This is a genomic window from Candidatus Leptovillus gracilis (assembly GCA_016716065.1).
Classification (GTDB): domain Bacteria; phylum Chloroflexota; class Anaerolineae; order Promineifilales; family Promineifilaceae; genus Leptovillus; species Leptovillus gracilis.
In genome coordinates this window covers 328,888-347,213 of sequence record JADJXA010000025.1, presented here as the reverse complement: position 1 = coordinate 347,213, position 18,326 = coordinate 328,888, and the positions used below count along the sequence as shown (strand labels likewise).

The following is an 18,326-nucleotide window of genomic DNA, read 5'->3' as shown; positions in this document are numbered from 1 at the left end:
TCATGGCCCCCTGAGAAGCATTAGCAAATCAGCACAGTAAACATCAGCCCGGCGTAATTCATTGAGAGGCACATCCCTGTTGTGCGCCAGAGGGTTTCGGACACGAATTACCGCTTCTGTCACCCGTGTAAACTCTTGTTTGGCTGCCTTGCCTGCGCCCAAAATATCTTCAAAGAGTGGCCACTGATTGTTGATTAACCCGACCAAATCACCCATGTAAGTGTAGTCCAACAGTGAAGATTTTCGCATTCCATAGCGGGCGAAGGTTTTTTCGTCTTTAGTTTGTGTGCCTGCCCATCTCTCGCGTAATTCAGGGTTAACGCGAGACTCCCAGACATCTCCAAATTTCTTGGCATACCGGTCTTCAACCAAACGCCTCAGATAATATTCAACTTCACACACGCCATCCCAGGCGGCGTCCCGTGCTTTCTTTACTTCTGTGGCCCATATGGATTTTGGTTGATCGGTACTACTTTCCCGCAAGAAATCGAGGTAAATACCCACATAACGGCCGTTGACCATGAGCGCTTGTTTCTGCTCTGGGGAAAGGCTCTGGTAAATAGTCCATGCTTCTTGTATTAGCAGATCATCACGGCTGTGATAGGCGATTTCAATAGCCAACAAAACCCGGGCGGTTATGTCGTCAATAGCTTTTATTGCTTGAATAACGGTGTCGTAATCATTTGCTTTTAAAGCCAGGATGGCTTGTTGTAAGGGGTCTTGAGTGAGAACTTTCGTTTTGGCGTCTGATGGGGTCAGCCGGCTTTTTAACTGGTTGAGGCAGTGAATCGTCTCTAAATCTGAAGCCTCAGCTAGGAGACTTTCTAATGTGGTGGCATCGTTGTTGAGTAGTGCCTGATAACCAAAAACGCGCAGAACGGGAGCTTGCGCAACGCCAAATCGTCCTACCAGTAATGTACCTAAACGCCCTTGCATCTCTTGGAAGATGGCAACGGCCGTTTCCCATTGCCCCGCTCGTTCTAAAGCCAGCAGGTTCACATGATGGAAAGTGGTCAACATGGCCGACCGTACATCGCGGGGCATTCTTAACCTGGCGAGCATTGCAAAATCTGGATCATCCCAAATGTCTTGCCATCTTTGTTGTTCAGCTAACCATTGAACATGCAAGAATTGCAGGTTTTCGGCGGTTGTCAGATTGAGCCGGCGCATCTCAGACAAAACATTTGCGGCCGTCGGCCAGTTTTTAACACTCAATGCTTGCGTAAATAGTTGATACAGGTCCCGGTACCCATACTGAGGAGGCAGTTCAAGGGACGGTTCGATTTCTTCCAACTTGAGCCACAGTGATAGCCGGGCAAGAATTGTTTCGCGGTACCTCGGGGACGACTCCCACTTGTAGTAACCAAGATTGTACAGTTGCGCTCCCAATTGGTTCAGTATGTTCTTTTGCGGGTCAAAGAGAGAAAGTTCGGCAAAGCGTGCCCCATCGCCAAATTCAGCGTAAGAAGGAATGACAAAGGCGGTCACACGCGCCAACATTTCATCCAGGGCGCGACGGTCTTGCCCAACTAGCAACCATTGATCCGAACGATTTCCCAAGTAAGGCAATATGGCGGCATTTGTTTTCGCCAGACGCTGAAACAGCAGGTTAACGGCGGCGTGATCTGTGGTCAGCGTTAGCTGATGAGGATCGCCCATGGCGCGAATGCCCTGATTAACAAGAGGACGGACAAACTCCTGAGCAAAGGCGTATTGATCAGGGTTGGCAAAGGTTACAGTGGTCATTTTCCAAGAGTTTCCCATCGGTGTCGCGCTTCCAACAAGGCGCGAGCAACCTGTTCTGTGTCTGTGGTTAGCTCGATATGTTCATCGTTGATGTGAATACCTGAATAGGTGAAGTTCATGGAGCCGCGCAGATAAAAATGATCGGTGATTAATCCTTTTTCGTGCAGAGTTTCCACCTGCCTGACCTGAATATCTACCAATAATTTTCGCAAAAACGTTTCTGTTCGCTCGTAAGAGGGGCGGCAAACAATGTAAACGGCCGTTCCCCGCGAAGCCATTGCGTTTAGCAGCGTAGAGAGGGGTAATTGACGCTCTTCAAGGTTAGGGACAATTGACCTGACTTGGCCAAAGCGGTTATCTACTAGAGCGACATCACTTATCCATGGCGAGAACAAATAAAACTGTTGGCTGGGCAGCGCCAATTCCAGCATAAACAGTGAGCTGAGGCAATCGGTTAGCTGTAAAGAATTTTTGCGGGTGGCTGATTTGATCATGCGATTAGACATTGATTTATTCTCCCACCAATTCGCGGATGATTAGATGGAATCGCCATTGCTGTTTATCTTGTCTAATACTTTCGATAACAGGGTAAAAACTTTGAAAGCCTATATCAATGGGCTGCGTCAAGGCGTGCAACAGAGCAATTTTACATTCGGCTAACTCTGCCTGTTCACAAAGGAGTTCGGCCTGATACTCTGCTACCAATGCTTTTTGTAGTTGGCTCTCCCAGTAGGCGTCACCGTATAGGATGGTCTGCCCATATGGCGCCAGTAAAAGCGTGAGCAGATCACGCGACGGCCGTATTTGGGGTTGATACGGGTTCCATGTCTGGATGCAATCGGGGCAACTATCTACACAATTTAGCCAGAGCAATGATTGGAGCAAATTGAAAACTTGGGTCTCATCTTGAACGGGCTGACCGCCGCCAATCCGGTTGAGCACTTTCTTGACTTGCTCCTGTATTGTGGGAATTTGATAACCGGCCACAGCGATCACACGCAAGTCTATGGCAATTCCCAAGCGATTCTCTTCAGCCTCCCAATGATGCGCCAGATCAGCGATCAGTTTGTCGGTATCTGCATCGGAATTCGCCCGTAGGATTTTATTATTCAGGGCGACAAAAAGTTGGCGTGTGGGCGGAATGCCATGCGCTTCCAAGATATGCGTTAATCTCTTTTGTGCGTTTGTCAGACTGGACAGGTCGCTTTCTTGGCGAACTTGCGCGAAAACAGCTTCTAATTCGGGGTTTTGTTCTTGTATAAGCTGGACAACTGCGCGTAATTGCTGGGCAAGCTGGCTCCGGCGACAATGGGCGAGGGTGTCTAATAGCTGTAACTCAAACTGGCGTGGATGTTGCGTAATTGCGGTAACGATTTTAGAGATTAGTCCAACGCCGCCGGTGATAGCTTCGGAAATCCAGATGCAACCGCCGGCGATGTCCATATGGAGGTCGTTTGGTTCAATATCGGGCAATAGTTGGATAACGGCCGTAAACAAAACTGCGCCCAATGAAGAGGCATAACAGCCAGACAGCCATTCTGCTAAATCCTGTTGGTTGGGGTGCCACAGCGCCGTCGCCGCAGCGGATAAAGCGGCCTGAACGTCAGGATTTACTTGATGATCCAGCAATTGCTTATGCAATTTGCCGGTCATGATGGAATCGCCTATTTCGTCTATAGCCTGACTTTGAAAGATGATATTAAGGGCATGATTGGCTAGAGCGTGGCGATTCTCTTGCACTTCTTGCGCGGCTTCAGGTAAAGAACAGGAGCGGGAGATGGCAACGGTCGTTAGCATAGATAGTTCAATCTGCCATAGCCACTCAATCTCAAAACTACTCAGGTTACTTACCCGCTGATCCTGTTGTAACAGGTGTAGAAAATAGTGAGGCGATAGATTTTGGTAGAGGGTGGGCCAACGTGGATGCGCGAATAACGCGGAAACATCTAGTGGGTAAAAGCTGAATTTAAGCGCGTCAGCGGCCACGCTAAATCCAATTGCTGCAAGCATTCCCTGACCATTGCTAAACTGGAGCGTGTAACGAGATGAAGAGCCGTTTTTATAGCGCGTATCTACCTGAACCCCTACCGCTAAACGGGCAACTTCAACCCACTCGCCACTGGATTGTGTGAATGACTCAACTTTGTAAAAAAAGCGCTGCCACTGGGAGTTAGACGAGAAAACGGCAAGAGCCTGACGTTGGGCGGCCAAAGCTGACTGGTTGGCATTGGTGGAGATTGATCGCGGTTGAAAATGAGACAGCCATTGCAACTGGCTATAGCTGGTCGTCCGCACATCGTCCGGTACAGCATTCAGATGATACGCTCGCGGGCGATAGACGAGGTATGACGTATCGGAGACCGTGATTGATGATGGAACTGGATCAAATTCTGCTTTGAGGGCATGAATGTTGAGATTATGAGGCGCATCGGGAGCAGGATCAGGTATCTGCAACCAGTGAGCAAGATCGGCGTGATGGGTGAGAGCAAAGCGCTTATTCGCTCGACCAGGCGCGAATTCTATAAGCGATTGAGCTAATCCCAACATTTCTTCCCGTGTTTCATCACTCTGCCACCGCTCTGTGGGAACGAAGATTTGTACTTCTGGAACATTCAGATCGTTAAAAAGAGCTGATGGCACAAAAGCGGGTAAGGGCATGGCGGCAATGTTGTCGGCCCACTTTTGAGGGTTGCCCCTGTTGATGGCTTGCCAATCTGTCTCTAGCTGGCGCAAGATGGTGGGGATGACGTGATAAAGGAGAGATCGTGGTTCGCCCCAGAGGATGGAGGTAACGGCCGTTTCATCATGTTGCAGTACCAAAGCCTGCGTTAAATAGGCGGTGAATTCCTCCAACCGTTTGCCGTTTAGCAAATCGCGCAGGATAGCTGCCATTGCCTTTCGCTGACCGCTGAACCAACTGGAGCTGCTGTAGGGGGCGCTGCTTAGTGACTTCCACACGTCGGCGTCAAACCCTTGTTTTTTCAACACAAGCGCCAACCAGTCTAACAGAGCAAATGCCGCCTGTATTTTTTGCACGTAGTAATTTTCCAATGGCAGATGGATGGTTGCTAAACGGGGATCAAAGACCTCTTCTGCGTGTTGAAATGCCCAGCGATCACGGCCGTAAGCGGAAACCACCAACGCCAGCCACGGACGCATCCCGCGTTGACGACCAGCGCGCCCCTTCCGCTGTAAAAAAGAAGCCATACTACGTGGCGCTTTGTGTTGGATTACCGCGCCGACGTTTGGATCATTAAAACCCACCTCCAAGGTACTTGTCGCAATCACTAGCTCCGCATCCGTGTTGAAACCCCGATCTTGGGAAGTTGTCCTGCCCAGACGAAGCGCAACCTCTAGATCATGCCCGATTCGCTCCGACATGGGCCATATCTGACCTAAATCCATTCTCTCTCTTCTTTGATTGTCAGGCGGTTCGGGCAATTTGCGCCAACGGCTCAATCTCTTGTTGTATTCTGCGTCATACTGAATGTAATACCAGCGGTTGATGACATCCAGCTTATCCGTGAAAGCAAATGTTTTAGAGCCAAACGCCCCTTGCGAAACAGGGTTATCTCCATTGTCCAATGCGCGACCTAAGAGCATTGCCGTTTGCACCGATGTTGACAGCAAACTTGTGCCAGAGACCGGATCACCTCGCAAAACAATGTTGTACTCCATTCCCTCCGTAATGAGGTCGTTTTCATGCGGCTCAATATATTGCACACTCCTTGCTGGCAGTCCAACCAATTTGGCAAAAAATGTTTCCGCCTGCGTCAAAGTTGCCGATAAGCCGACCAAACAAAGACTGCGCTGAGGCCCGTGAGTACCTCTTGCCTGCCGCCAGCGACGTAGCAGGTAGGCAACTTGAGCGCCGCTAATCCCCTCATAGGTATGAATTTCATCTAATAAAACGAGGCGCGGCGGATTGTTGGCGTTGACTCCAAACAGGCTATGTTCCGCGACACGACTCAAGCGACGATTGAGCATCTCCGTGGTGGTAAACAAGATGTCAGGTGGGTGTTTTATCATCTGCTCGCGGGTTAGCATAAGCTGACCGGCATCTGTTTCAAAGCCGCATTCTTTACGACATTGCAAGCGCGTGTGTTCACCGAATGTATTCGACCTGTTAGCCACTGCTTCACGATCTATGTCTTGTTGAAGCCAAATCATCTCTGCATGATTGCATAACTCGTTAGGGCAGGTGAAATAAGGGCAAATCCAGCCTCGTAAATCATCTGCCTGCTTCCAGCCATTCGGCTTGTGTGGGCTGGAGAAATCAGCGGCTCTTGAGGGTGTGTCGCCATAATAAGCGCCAAGGCTAATTTGTCGCTTACCGGCTTTGCTCAACAAACTATCGAGCTTACGCGCTTCGGAAAAAGCTTCTGCCAACTGGTCTTTGAGCAGTTCCGTTCGGGGATAGAGAGCCAGCACTTGTGTTGTAGCATAGTCTGATTGAATGTTTTCAGCGATATAAGCCAAAGCGGGCAGATAAAATGCTTTGGTTTTACCGGCTCCTGTGCCTGCCCCAATTACCAATGCTTGATCATTATTTGCTTGCAAGTTGCGGATTTGCTGAATGATTGCGTCAAGCTGAAATTGTGATAGTTGTAAAGACTGTGTGGATGTTCCTTGCAACAAGGTCGCAATGCTATCCTCGAATAATTGGGAGGGGCGAAGAGGTTTTAGCGCCTCCCTAAGCTGTTCAAGGGTGATATTGCGTCGGGGATAGCGGCGCGGTTGCAGTTTTAGCTTGAAATCGCTGACCAAGTGCGGCGCCACTTGCCAATCATCGTTAGAAAAGCGTTGTCTGAGCAAAAATAGGAGGCGCACCGTTTCGGCAAAGCGGCTACGGTAGCCGTCTGGCACTTCAAATAACAGACGCCGTTCGATTAGGTTCTCGATAATGTCTTGCTCGGTATAGTTGGTTTGTTGCGCTTTGTTCCATAGGGCAACGGCCGTTGCCGGCAACTTGCTCAACATATCCAACAAGTCGCGGCGTAAATCCACGCGAATGTTGACAAAGCCCCAACCAAGCAGTTTGGTCTCTTCCAACTCAATCAGCGAGAGAACTTCATTACAGAGGTGGTTGAAATCGGAGTGGTTCATTACTTGGCTTGCCCAAAACTTATCTTAAACGCCCTGGCGCGCTCATTTTCTCGGCACCAGGCTAACACTTCATCTGTAAGGTCGGTAATGGTAGCGGTACCTTTTTGTATTCGGCGCAAAAATTCGGTGACTTCTGCGCTCAAGCCGCTTAAGTCTGCGAGACTGTTTTGTAACGCTTGCAGATCTGCATCGAATTGGGCAAGGTGGAATTCTCTCCGCGGTAATTGGCTCGATGCTGATTCAAGTCTTTGCCGTATAGGAGCAATTAGGCTGCCTTGTACAGTCACCTCTGGTAGTTTCTCAACTAAATTCAGCAGATTGAAATGAGGCTGTGTTTGCGCCATGACATAGCTCGCCCAAGCGCGGGTAAGAAAACCCTGTAGCTCTTGCACCAGTTTTTCTACTGCGATAAGTTTTTGAACTTGGCGATATTCAATAGCAAACTTTTCGTAGGACTCTTTGAGCTTATTTTGGATGTTCTGCAATTGCCTTATAGATTCAGTTATCTGGTCATTCGTAAGCCGAGATTGGATGAGGTGAAAGCTGGCTAAGGTTTCTTGCAGTAGTTTACTAATTTCTGTGAGCCTTTGATACGAGGCGTCAATATCCTTCCTGTTATCGCGGCGTTGTTCTAGTTCTTTCCGGCGATTGATTTGGGTTTGAATATTATCGGTAAGGGTAATTATCATGGCCTCGTTTCCCCCTCAGTTTGAGTTGTAGAGGTAAGCAATTGATTTAGCTTATCGTATTGATCCAGCATTTGCTGATACAGGTCGTCTCCCTGACTTTCCCTCTCCAAACTAGCAACATGGCCTCCTAATTTTGTCTCCTCTTCACGGGCAACTTTTACGAATCGCTCAAAGTAATCAACGTAGGCGGCGCTTTCTTGTAATAACTCGCCCGCACCAGAGAGGGAGAGAATGAGAGCTTCGATGTTTTCGCTATCAAGAATCGCCTGTAGGCTTTTTAACCGATTGGTCAGCTTGCCCGGTGTAAGCGCCTCATTCACGGAAAAGCGTGATAACGAAATAGAAATCGCGTTATCACGGAAACTTTGGAATAGATTTTCGATAGCCTGGAATACGTCAGCCGGAGTTGCCCCGGCGAGGAAATCTAGCAATTTGCCGGAAACGGTCTGGATATGTTGCGTCTCGGCCAGAGCGGTTGGGGCGAAACTTGACTGTAACTTGTTATAGGCAGTAGCAACTGGTTGCCAGACTTTGTTATTAACTTTGGCAACTTCTTGTAGGTCTAGCTGAGGAATATCCCAACCCTCTTTTTTAATGTCCGAGATAATGTCTAGAACGCTGGCGGCGTCTATGAATGTGATGTAGCGACTGCCGCCTTGAGGCCGATTGACCAATATCTCCAACTGCCCGCGACAATCAGCTTCAACGGTCTGTAAACCACGCATAAGATCGCGCCACTCTTTTGAGCGGGGATAGGGTGATTTGTTCATCACTGTTTGCCAGGAATTTCGCCTGGCGGAACTTTTCATCAGGCGCAGATAAAGATCGCGCGGGCTGTCCTTGCTGGTGGCGAACTCTTCACCCAGGCAGGAGATGAACAGGTTGGTGTGGACTAATAGTTCCAATAGCGAGCGAGGCGATTCTAAATTAGCCAACGGCCGTTGCACAAACTCTACAATCCGCGCCTCTTCCTTCTCCATCCAATTACTCAGCGTGATAAGATGTCCCCCAATTTCAGTCGCACTTAAAACGTTAGCCCGTTGATTTAGATCGGTTAAGGCTTGTAGCACAAAGGCGAGATCATCGCTTCGCTTAAAAACCAGATAGTCGCCTTGGGCGCGTCCTTTCTGCCCTTCAATGACAAAGCGCCCACCAGTTACTTTAGTGTCAACCAAGGTTGGCGAGACGTTATGCGCCTCCCAATCAATGAACTCTTTGACGAAGTTCGCCAACCACTTAGATAAGTCGCTGTAGCGAACCAGCTCACTCCCCCGACGCCATTCTTGAATATCTTGGATGATGGGGTCAACCGGAGATTGTTCTATAGCAATGGGTTTCGGTTCAACTGACGTTACTGTGGCGGGATGGATCGCTCCGATTTGAACGGTGGGTGTGCTAACAGTTTTAGGTTGTATGGGCGTGGGGAATCTATGGGGTGGATTGGCGATAACATCACCCTCAATGAAAGGCAAGTCAAAAGCGCGGAATACGGGTTCGCTTAGGTTTCCTACGGCCGTTTCTCCACTTTCCGCGCTGCGGTTAATTGTCCGATCTCCCCAAAACAAGATAAGTGACTCAATGCGGTCAGCAACGGCCGTTGACGGAGTTTGCCTGGTAATCATACGGCGTTGGGCATCTTGTGTTAATGTTGGTGGCCTAACTGCATTGGACAATTCACGAGCCGGGGGAGGGAATTGGCCCTCTTTTACTTTTGCGCCATGGCTTTGCAGAATATATTCCAGAATACTGCCCAGGAAGGTGCGCGGTGTTTTGGCTACTTTAGTTGTGTCTAGCCGTTGATACAATGTCCAAAGTGATTGCTTGTTAAATGGATAAAGGCCCGCTTCCGAACCTTCATCATGGACGGAACTTAATGGCCTGGCTCCGAAGGCGGCATGACAGATAGGACGATGCGCACAGGATTGGCAAGCATTCGGCAATTCTGACGGTCTTGCTCCTAACTTGACCCATTCTTCAATTTGGTGCGGGTACAAACGTAGCGCATTCAGATAACGAGATGCAATATCTGCTACTGCTTCCTGACTCTTAAGCAAAAGAGATTCTTTTTCTCCATCACCGATGTTAAGTGTCAGGTGGTGGGTGACGCGATCTTTGATATTACCGGGGAAACTATCTTTGAAATAGGCATCGGTAATGCCCACCACAGATGTTAGTCGGCAATAATCGCGCCCTCCTTCCCCTGTGTGCTGGGTGACTAATACATCTACCAATCCAGCGTCAAGTCCAGTGAAAACGGAAATATCTTCGATAAATAAGACTAAGTTTTTGCCCTGCTGTTTTAATTCGCGGCGCAGGTCATAAAACATCTGTTTGAGATCATTGGCCGATAAGGCTGTTGTGCGCTCAATCGCAAAAGGTAGTAGCTGGTTTAGATAATCAGCCAACTCTTGTTGTTTGCCAGGTTTGAGAGAAAGCGTTTCTGCCAAATCTCTTGCATCGCGGTGTCCGCCTTCAATAAGAATTTTGCGTTTAACATCAGGAGGGAAGTCGAAGTCTGTAGCATTGAACTTGGGGAATTCATGCTCGGACAAGCCAATGGTGTCTCCTTTTCCAGAAAGAAATAGTCTAACACGTTCAATTGCAGCCCCTTTCTGCTTCAAGTGCTGACGAATGAAGCCATTTCGTAAGAATTCGCCCACTTTACCTGCGATGCGGCGCGGCGCGGGAACGTCTACTTCCCTTGTGGCAACCTCCAAATAATGGAGGATAGTATCGGACAGGGACTCGTCGGATAGCTGTTGAGTAGCGCTTTCCAATTTTTTGATCTGGTTAGCAAAGCGTTCAGCATCAAAAAGACGCGACCGAACAATTTGTGACAGGGTTTGTCGTAAGCTGCTGTTGGCCCGCTCGATGAGTAAAACCACATCGTTAAGATGCCTTTCCTGACTTTCGGCAGCATAGCGTTCTTTTAGCCAACGAATAAGGTGGGATTTGCCTGTACCCTGTATACCTTGCATGACGACAAAGGTGTGTTCGTCATTATCGCTTCTGTGGAGAAGTTCTTCCAGTAGTTGCGTTTCACTGGTATCTTTGATCTGCCTTGGCGATTTGAGATAAGTGATGTTGTTAAAGGGGGTATGGGTGGCTAAGAAAATAGCTCTGTCTATAGAAACAGCTTCTGTGTTGATGACTTTGTTGAGAGGCTGTTTGTCCCAGCAAACGTAGCGAGTAAATGGAGATGTACTCATTGCCTTAAGCCCTCCGTTGGATGTGCGTCACGCGCTGAAGTGGGTGAGCTTGCGCCGGGTAAAGTTGCCATTCGTCTGCGCTGTCGGCGTAATGAATTAACCGGATTTTGCCGTTATCATGGAGCGATCTCAGACCGGTGGACAGCATAAGGCTTAATTGATTACCTCTCAGTTCGGCGCCGCGACTGGATTGCCAACATTTTTCAAACAAACTACCGCCGTCCAGTTCTGGGCAACTATCAGCTAATCGTTCGGCGAATTGGCTGAAAGGCGTTTCTTTGGAATCTGGCAGTAATAATGGCAGGACAGGGATGAGCCGCTTATGGGCGTCGGGCATCAGCAACTCTTTGCCACCGATTGTCATGGTCCAACCCCAGCCCAAGAATGATGCCCACGTGAGCCAGCCGATTAATTTTGTGGAGTTGAATAGACGCCCTTCCTCTAGTAGCTCTTCTTCACCGCGAGGGTCCATGTCTCTGTTAAAGTTTTGCGAAATCTCATCCTTTTTCCGGTACTGAAAGATGCGTTCGTTTTGCACCGCGTACCAGGCTGTTACGAAATTGATTAGGTAGTTGTCGGCATTCTCATCGGCAATGCCTGTGAGTCGCTTTTGCATGAAGGTGCGAAAACCATCTGTTGATTCAATGTTTTTGCGTTTGCCAATGTCGGGGTGGAGGGAGACACGGCCGTTTTCATCTTCCACAATGACCCGGAAATTTGTGGCGGCGTTATAAACAGCTTTACTTGCTTCTTGACTGTTCACCAAATCAGGAGGCTGCAACATCTCCAAAAAGTCATCTCGACTTGGCGTTCGCAATCGAGATACTAGACGCGCCAGAGCGTGTAAGCGATGGGGAGTAACTTGGTTGTTGTTAATGATTTCCATAGGCTTTTTAATAGAGTGATGTTTGGGATTTGACCAGCATCTTTTTGAGGGCATCCGGTGTTAATTGCAGGCCGTTTACCCGCTCCAGAAAACGGCCGTTTTCCCGCGCCAGCCATGCCGATTGATGCACCACATGAATGAGGGGCGTAATTCCCAAATATGATTGGAATTCTGTTTGGAGCGCACGATAAAGCGCGTCAATAAGTTTGTCTTGTCGGGGGTAAAAAACGGCTGTTGCCAGCGGGAAAAGTCCGTGCCGTTCGACTGACCGAGCGCCTACCAGCCGCTGCCGTTTATCTTTATGACGCGCCAACTTTTTGACCAGATTCTGCGCCCAAATTGGGTCATCCAAGAGATTGTCGGGTAAAACGATTTGCTCCATGCCCGCTTCAACCAGCGAGGCTATCAAATCAGGGGCAAAAGCGGCCAAATTTTCCGTATCCCAAGCGACAATCAGACTTTGCCGCTCGCCTAGTTGCCGCTGTAAATTGGCGTCGAGTCGAACCGGGGAAGCAGGCCAATCACCTGGTTCAACCTCGGCGCGTAAGGTCTGTGCGTATGGTTCCTGTTTGTTTTGTCGGCAGTATGAACAACCGCCACAGGCAACGGCCGTGTACGGATACAAACCAGCAAAATCATGCCCCAAACAATGGTAAGCCTGCATTGGGGCTTGTGTCTCAACCACTTGTCTCAGCGCATTCAAGTTTTGGGTAATGGACTCTTTTTCTAAGTCGCGTTGCTCATCCATGAGGCGTTCAAACGCAACTTCGTCGTTTACAATCTGGTCATTTCTGATGCGTACCAGCACCCAAAAATTGTCCTGATAAGATTCCTGTTTCTGGTCATCGGGCTCTGGCGCTGTTTCATTGGGGCGTGTATCTTCAATGGAAAGGACACCGGCTCTTTGCATGAATAGTAAGATATGCTCATTCCAATAACGATTGGCCTCGCTTTCGCGCATCTCCTGATTGTAAGTAGGTCTGGCATTGAGGTTAATCAGGCGCATATCGGTAGTTTGCCCAAATGGCAAAGAGCTTTGCCACATGCCCTGCCAGCGTAACCAGGCTTTCTCAATGGTGATACGCGATTTGGTGGTCATACTGAAAGCCAAATCAAAATCATCATCTTTACTAATCAGAAGGCTGATACTGCTACATCCATCTCGTCCCCCCCGCCCCACTTCTTGGTAATATCGATCAATATTCTCCGGTAACGTCGCATGAATGATGGTGCGCACATCCCCTTTATCTACGCCCAAACCAAAGGCGGATGTGCCCACAAGTATGTCAATTTCGTCACGATTCCAACGGGCTAGAATGTGCTGACGTTCTTCGCCCGCTGTTTGTCCCGTAAAATCCACAACTCGCTTGAAGCCCTGCTCGCGCAACATGCGCACCCAATGTTGAGCGTGGCTGGGTTTAGTGACATAGAGAATGGCTGGTCTAGGTAGATGGTAAAGCGCTTCTATTACGCGATCCCGTTGTAGCGGAAAGTGTCGGGTGTGATGAAACCAGTAGCCAGGCTCAGGCCGTAACTGATTGGCTAACACCGAAGATAAACTGGAGTCTGGCGCGAAAAATTCCGCCAACGTTTTTTCGCTCTGGTACGAAACGGTGGCCGAGAGTAAAAATGTGCGTAATTGTCCCTGAGAGGCTTCTAATAGTTTGCGCTTATAGGCCCCTAATAGTTGGAACTCGGTGCGGAAACTGGCCCCCCAAGAATCAACCAAGTGCGCTTCATCTATGACAAACCTTCGTAAATGGCCGTTAGCGGCCGCCTGCAAACAGGTGTGATATAGAACCGGGTTTAACAAAAGCGCTTCTGGCGAAGTGTATAAAATGGGGATCGTACCTTCGCTGATCCCTTTGTAAATAATTGCGCGGGTTTCTTTTGTGGTATCACTGGTAAGGCTGTACGGTTTATAGGCATCATTCGCCGGGTTAAAGTAAGGGCGCACATTGTCTTGTTGGTCATAAGCCAGGGCCACAGTCGGGACGATGACCAGCGTAGTCCCCCCGGCGCGTCGGCCGCCGCTAGATTCAAACCAGGCAGGCAGTAAGATGCACATGCTCTTGCCGCCGCCAGTGGGCAGGGTGATTAGGGTTGTCGAACCAGGAGGGGCGAAAAGAGAAGTGACAACGGCCGTTTTCTGGGCTTCTGATTGATATGTACAAAACTTGCCATTCGACAAAGCATAAAGCAGACCATCACCGGGTACTGATATATCAGGTCTGCGGTTTTCAAGCTGGTCAATATTATTCGTGTCGTTTAGCCAGGCAGATTCCCAAGGCAAAGCCCGTAATCGAACTCGTCCGTTATCTTCGTCTACAAGACGCAAGCCCATTTGATGCTGGTGTTTTTCTAATGATTTCCATGTTGGTTTATTAAGGATCATCTCTTCATGAAAAACGCGCATTACCTGGCGCAGGAGAACGCCTAAATCTCCTGTACCCGCTTGATTTTCAATGAACGCCTGGTAAACCGAGGATGCACGCAATAACACATGGCTCTGTGCCAGTTCAATTCCAATTAACTTCTGCTGCTTATTTCTAAGATTGTGCTGAAAGTTTGCAAATTGTGGGCTTTCAGCTAGCAGCAATTCTTGTAGTGCGTTGAAGTAATGATTCATAATCTTGTGTAGGACATAGCCACCAAAAGCAAGCGGATTCTAGCTGAATTAGTGGATGGCGAATTCCTTCAATTAATCCGTTAGCAATTTGCTGGTGCGCCTCTAAATCTATGGCGCCAGGTATCGTTTCCGGGCCATAGATTTGATTAAACCAATAGCGAGAGGCGCGTAAGCCTAGCAGTTTGCGTTCAAAATCTTCTGCGGCCTCTTCAGCAACTTCTAGTGTGAAGTCGAATTCCTCCATGAGCTTTGTGTTTGCCGCACTCACAGCTCTTACCAGCACATCTTCCCAAATATCTGGAGGAAAAGCTTCTTTCAATAAAACGATCCTGCGTGGGCCACTTCGTTTACCCAGATGTATGTCCCCATAACTTGAGCTGAATGAATACGTAGTAATTGCTTCCCAAGCAGGATGCGAACGAGTAATAACGTCTCCGTCAACAGAAACCAGCACACGATAAGTAGGGAGGAAAAGATACCCCTGAGCTTGAAACAAATGGATGGGTGAGTGACCGGCTTTGTACAGTGGTCGAGGATTCACCTGTATCTGATATAGAAGTTCCACTCCTTGCCAGGGGGTAGCAAGTAAGTCAGTTTTGCGCAAAATAGCACAGCTACGGCCCCGATCTGCCTCAAGCGCATTCCTGACAATCCCATCTGTCCATGGGTCATTGCCTGGGGCAAAAAAGACCAGGTCTTCTCGTTGTACAGCAACATCTCGATTGAAAGTCCCGGTGATTACTAGATTATGCGTTCGTCCAGAGCGGCGAAGTGCCTCTTCCATATTGGGCGGGGTAACAAACTTGGCATTGACCATGCTTTTTTGGTTGAATTTTTTAGGAAAGAACATCACGGTATCTTTTAGGCGATTATATGAGTTTTCCAACCCCGCCATTGATGCCCAACTGGTGAATGAGCGGCCGAGTTTTGAACCATCACGATATTTTTCACTTAATTTCTGGAACTCATCCCGTTGGCGATGGTTGATGGCGTTCTCTTCAAAATACCGTTCCTCCTCAACTGCTTTCCGTAATTCTTTTGCTTTGGCTAGCATTGCTGGCAACAGGTTTATAAGGCTGTCACGCGAGTTATGTTCCATAGCAGATAGTAGATCGTCCAAGACGCTTTCCAGAGCAATTTCAAGCCCGCTCATAGAATGTGTGAAGAGGTTAAACCCGTCCTCCCAGATACGGAATAAGTCCTGTTCGATTTGTTCGTGGGCATAAGACACAATGGAAACCACCTTTCCAGTTCTGCCCAAACGATCTACACGGCCAATTCTTTGCTCTAACTGTGCTGGCGTCCAAGGGATGTCTATATGGACAATAACATCAGCTATCTGGAAATTTCGTCCCTCTCCCCCCAACTCATCACATAAAAGAATGTGATAATCGTCCTGCGATTGGAACAAGTCAGCCTGTTCTTGCAGATCTTCAGATGGTATCTGGCAGTGAAACTGTGCGACGCGCCCGCGTCTTGCTCTCAAGTGTTTGGTCAGATGGGGTAACAATGCTAACAAGGTTTCGGTCCAGGCAGAAAAAACTACAATTTTGGACGCGGGGTGCTTTTGTAGTTGATTTTGTATGGCCCGTAACACCCGGACTAATCGATGGCCTGAATTAGCACTGCTCCTGCCAGTAATATAAGACTCTAAGATGGTGTCTGTTTGCTCGCGCCAGTTTCCGCAGAGCCACAGTAGATTATTTACCCAGTCACTTTCTCCTGCCAGAACGGGAACGACCGTCAACAAAGTTTGTATGCGTTTTGCTTCTTGACGGGGTGGGGCTAATGTTAACAAGCTGTTACTTACCGCGTTGGTCAAAGTTTTTTGAGGCGAATGGAGGATCTTTTGTCGTTCTTTCAGAAGACTTTCTAAACTGTGGGGGCTGCTAAAGGCTTTGTGCAATAAGACACGACAGTATTCCAGCCCCAGACTTTTTTTTGTCTCGCCCTTGAGTTCTGTTAACATGAAGTCAATATAATCATGTAACTGGTTTAGCAATTCGACTTCCGTTGCTTCAGGCAAATAACTGAAGCTGGTATCCACATCTCTTTTAGGCAATTCGATATTCAAATTGACCCGTCGATTACGGATCATGCGACTCTCGATCCGGTAGTTTTCGCTCACGTAACTAATTGCTTCTTTGGCACTTTTTAGTTGAGCATCCAGGCAAGTTTGCGCTGCGGCTTGCGTAACAAGCTGTTGTAAGACCTCATCTTCTTTTAGCTTGTCAGTTATCAATTCCATCTCTTTAAGGAATTCAGCCAAATCAAAGTCATCAGGTGTTAAGGCTTGAGCCAGATACGCAATTGTTTGCCGAAGGGTTTGTTGGGCTTGCAAAATATGACTAAATTGGGTGTGCGTTAGCGCGCTGTAACGCTCTGGGTACATCAGCTTGAGCAATGCCAGATATTCATCCCCCCGACGTTGAATGGGGGTAGCTGATAGGATAAGGGCACGTTCGGCATCGCTGCTAAGTTGGTAGATACGCTCGTAGAGAGACGGCCGTTTATGGAGGTGGTGTGCTTCATCAACAATCAGTAGACCCCACTCCTGCATTGATAGCCAGAGAGTCAGTTGCCCATCATTAGAAAGTTTCTCTGTGCTGACGATAATGCCTGGGCAGTCTTTCGGTAGATGCAATAAATTCAGTTGGTCATCCCGGACAAAATCGAGCCAGAACTTATTGTTCAGTTCAAAGTGCCACTGTTCTACTAGAGACGCTGGCGCCACAATGAGCGTCTTCAATCCCGGATGACGGCGCGACAGTCCTTTAATAATGACACAAGTTTCGATGGTTTTCCCTAAACCAACCTCGTCGGCCAAGATATAGCGGCAAGTTTCATCGCTTAGAACAGTTGCAACAACTTCGGCTTGATGAGGTAAAAGCATGATCCGAGAACCAACCAAATCTTCTAGTCCATAGGTTGCTGCGTGCAGTTCGGCATAACTTTCGATAAGTTGATCTCGTTCAGTCTTCCATCTGGGATGGTGAAGTTCATATCGTTTAAGTTGTTCGAGGGGGTGAGGGGATTGCCGGTGCGAAGCCACCAAAATCTTCTCTTCTGATAGGCGTTTTATTTGACCAGTTATCTCCACGTAATAGTCGCATAGTTTTCCTTCTTCCCACTCTGTTAGACACGGTAGGAGAACTTGCCCTGTTTGCTTAGTTTCCGCATGAATGAACAATGTTTCTGGCAAGATATGACAACGATGGATGTGTGCAATATCTCGCTCGGCAATTTCTTGTGCAACCGGCTGTCCAGGTGAATAGGTTTGTAACTTTATGCGAGCAGAGTTTGCGACACTATTGATGTCTACCAACTGCCCAATGCGATAATCGCGGTATTCGCCAGGTGATTCCACAAGGTCAAAGGGGATGCGGACATACATGCCTGGTGCAAGATAGGGATGAGGTGTTGGATGGGAGGCAAAATCAGCGGTTGTTGTTGGTGGTGATTTTTGCTCAGGGGGTGTTAGTTTCGGCAAATCACCGATGTCGTGATGTAATGCAGTTTGTGGCTTTTGTTGAGCGGAAGTTGTTGCTTCTGGCTCTAAAAGCACGATAAAGGACTGATGGGAGTTCGCATGGAAAATGCGGTAGGTTGTGCTTGTGTGTGTCCAATCCGAGTAGCCACCGTCCTTGTCCCACTTATGCACAAAGCCAGCTCTAAAGAGAGACTGATTCAGACGGCCTTTTTCGGCTTTTGTTAAAACTCTCATTTCTTCTTGACCAGGGCTTTGAGGTAACAGTTTCCATGGGAGGGAAAAAACATTGGTACATTGGAGTTGGCACTTGTCAGATGAAGTGAGGATGACTTTATAAAGACGCTTCCTCGGATCCTGACACGTTACCACTAATTCGTCAGGGCTTTGCCATTGAAGATCAAGAATCTCTACAGCAATATCAGGTGGCATCCCATCAATGGGGATTCCTTTTATAAACATTCGTGTGCGCAACTCTTTAAGATGAAGCATCAATACATTGCCCCGAAAATGCTATTAATGGTGTTTCAGAAAGGGTGTCTCGTTTGAGAGATTCGTTTTATTCAATTGGCAA

8 protein-coding genes are annotated in these 18,326 nt (G+C 48.3%); all 8 read right to left on the bottom strand.

Features of this window, described 5'->3' with window-relative positions:
• From IPM39_27580 to IPM39_27545, 8 genes are read right to left on the bottom strand one after another with little or no spacing between them, the layout of a single operon-like run.
• The gene (locus IPM39_27580; GenBank protein MBK8989778.1) at positions 1–1,746 is read right to left on the bottom strand and encodes a hypothetical protein; all 1,746 of its coding nucleotides are present in this window, start codon (positions 1,744–1,746) and stop codon (positions 1–3) included.
• The gene (locus IPM39_27575; protein MBK8989777.1) at positions 1,743–2,240 is read right to left on the bottom strand and encodes a hypothetical protein; all 498 of its coding nucleotides are present in this window, start codon (positions 2,238–2,240) and stop codon (positions 1,743–1,745) included. Before IPM39_27575 ends, IPM39_27580 begins: the two co-directional genes overlap by 4 nt.
• 16 nt (positions 2,241–2,256) lie before the next feature.
• Complete coding sequence (locus IPM39_27570; protein ID MBK8989776.1) at positions 2,257–6,852, bottom strand: DEAD/DEAH box helicase; 4,596 nt, start codon at positions 6,850–6,852, stop codon at positions 2,257–2,259.
• On the bottom strand, positions 6,852–7,541 hold the full coding sequence (locus tag IPM39_27565; protein ID MBK8989775.1) for a hypothetical protein: 690 nt from the start codon (positions 7,539–7,541) through the stop codon (positions 6,852–6,854). The genes IPM39_27570 and IPM39_27565 overlap by 1 nt, the downstream gene beginning before the upstream one ends.
• Positions 7,538–10,750 carry an ATP-binding protein gene (locus IPM39_27560; GenBank protein ID MBK8989774.1) on the bottom strand — a complete coding sequence of 1,071 codons (3,213 nt, stop codon included), beginning with the start codon at positions 10,748–10,750 and terminating at the stop codon, positions 7,538–7,540. Before IPM39_27560 ends, IPM39_27565 begins: the two co-directional genes overlap by 4 nt.
• A gap of 4 nt (positions 10,751–10,754) precedes the next feature.
• Complete coding sequence (locus IPM39_27555) at positions 10,755–11,636, bottom strand: hypothetical protein (protein ID MBK8989773.1); 882 nt, start codon at positions 11,634–11,636, stop codon at positions 10,755–10,757.
• Positions 11,637–11,643: 7 nt separating this feature from the next.
• A complete protein-coding gene (locus tag IPM39_27550; protein MBK8989772.1) occupies positions 11,644–14,265 on the bottom strand; it encodes an ATP-dependent DNA helicase RecQ in 2,622 nt (873 codons plus the stop codon).
• Positions 14,222–18,244 (bottom strand): DEAD/DEAH box helicase family protein, encoded by a 4,023-nt coding sequence (locus tag IPM39_27545; GenBank protein MBK8989771.1) that lies wholly within the window; start codon positions 18,242–18,244, stop codon positions 14,222–14,224. Before IPM39_27545 ends, IPM39_27550 begins: the two co-directional genes overlap by 44 nt.
• Positions 18,245–18,326: the final 82 nt, after the last annotated feature.

Coding starts and splice junctions, on each gene's coding strand:
- IPM39_27580 (MBK8989778.1), bottom strand. CDS start 1,746: ATGACCACTGTAACCTTTGCCAACCCTGATCAATACGCCTTTGCTCAG.
- IPM39_27575 (MBK8989777.1), bottom strand. CDS start 2,240: ATGATCAAATCAGCCACCCGCAAAAATTCTTTACAGCTAACCGATTGC.
- IPM39_27570 (MBK8989776.1), bottom strand. CDS start 6,852: ATGAACCACTCCGATTTCAACCACCTCTGTAATGAAGTTCTCTCGCTG.
- IPM39_27565 (MBK8989775.1), bottom strand. CDS start 7,541: ATGATAATTACCCTTACCGATAATATTCAAACCCAAATCAATCGCCGG.
- IPM39_27560 (MBK8989774.1), bottom strand. CDS start 10,750: ATGAGTACATCTCCATTTACTCGCTACGTTTGCTGGGACAAACAGCCT.
- IPM39_27555 (MBK8989773.1), bottom strand. CDS start 11,636: ATGGAAATCATTAACAACAACCAAGTTACTCCCCATCGCTTACACGCT.
- IPM39_27550 (MBK8989772.1), bottom strand. CDS start 14,265: ATGAATCATTACTTCAACGCACTACAAGAATTGCTGCTAGCTGAAAGC.
- IPM39_27545 (MBK8989771.1), bottom strand. CDS start 18,244: ATGCTTCATCTTAAAGAGTTGCGCACACGAATGTTTATAAAAGGAATC.